This window comes from Streptomyces sp. NRRL B-24572 (assembly GCF_002156145.1).
GTDB classification, from domain to species: domain Bacteria; phylum Actinomycetota; class Actinomycetes; order Streptomycetales; family Streptomycetaceae; genus Streptomyces; species Streptomyces vietnamensis.
The window spans coordinates 1-696 of the sequence record NZ_MWIG01001218.1; the positions used below are offsets into that span (position 1 = coordinate 1).

The window sequence follows — 696 nt, forward strand, 5'->3', positions numbered from 1 at the left end:
GTCCAGGTCTTCGCCTCGGACATGCGCCACTTCGAGCGCGTCCTGGAACGCATCGCGGGCGAGCCCTTCGTGGAGCGCACCAAGTCCGTCCTGGTGCTCTCGCCGCTGCTGCGGCGCTTCGCCGCCGGCTCGCCCGCTTAGCGGGCGTGGGCCGCCGGGGCGGTGCGGGCCGTGGTTCCCGCACCGCCCCTCGCCCGCCCACCCCCGTGGGGCGGTCTACTCGGTCGGGTACTCGATCTGCCACGGCAGCACGTCGAAGTCGCCCGTGCCGGCCTTGACCTTCTCGAAGGGCGGCATGCTCTGGCACGGCGGCAGCTCGCTGGTCTGGCCCCGGGTCATCCAGCTGTAGCCCAGCCGGTCGTGCCGGCCGAGGTCGTGCACGGACACCCCGACCCGCTTGCCGCGGAAGCCGTCCACGTCGGTCTCGGTGACGACCCCCGTCACGACCGCGACCTTTCCGCCCGTGACCAGGCAGTCCACCTTCGCCACGGCGTAGCCGCCCCGGCCGCCCTTGTAGTGGCTGAACCGGAACGTGCCGGTGGCCGACTCCGGATCCTTGTTGTCCTTCGCCGCCAGGTGCGCGTCGAAGCTGAACGTGATGTCGTCCCCGGCCGGCCGGTACAGCTTCGCGGTGCCGGTCAGCGCGGCCGCCTCCCGGACGACGCCCGTCCCGTGCCCGCCGTCCCCGCCCGAGGC

At 73.4% G+C, this 696-nt stretch carries 1 protein-coding gene and 1 pseudogene; one reads left to right on the forward strand and one right to left on the reverse strand.

Annotated features, from left to right (window positions below):
* Positions 1-141 (forward strand): annotated as a pseudogene (locus tag CCN56_RS41410) (Lrp/AsnC ligand binding domain-containing protein); the annotation flags it as partial.
* Positions 142-216: 75 nt separating this feature from the next.
* Here CCN56_RS41410 and CCN56_RS41415 read toward each other — a convergent pair.
* Positions 217-696 (reverse strand): Repetin (locus CCN56_RS41415; RefSeq protein ID WP_086832604.1); only part of this gene is annotated, 480 nt, incomplete at its 5' end.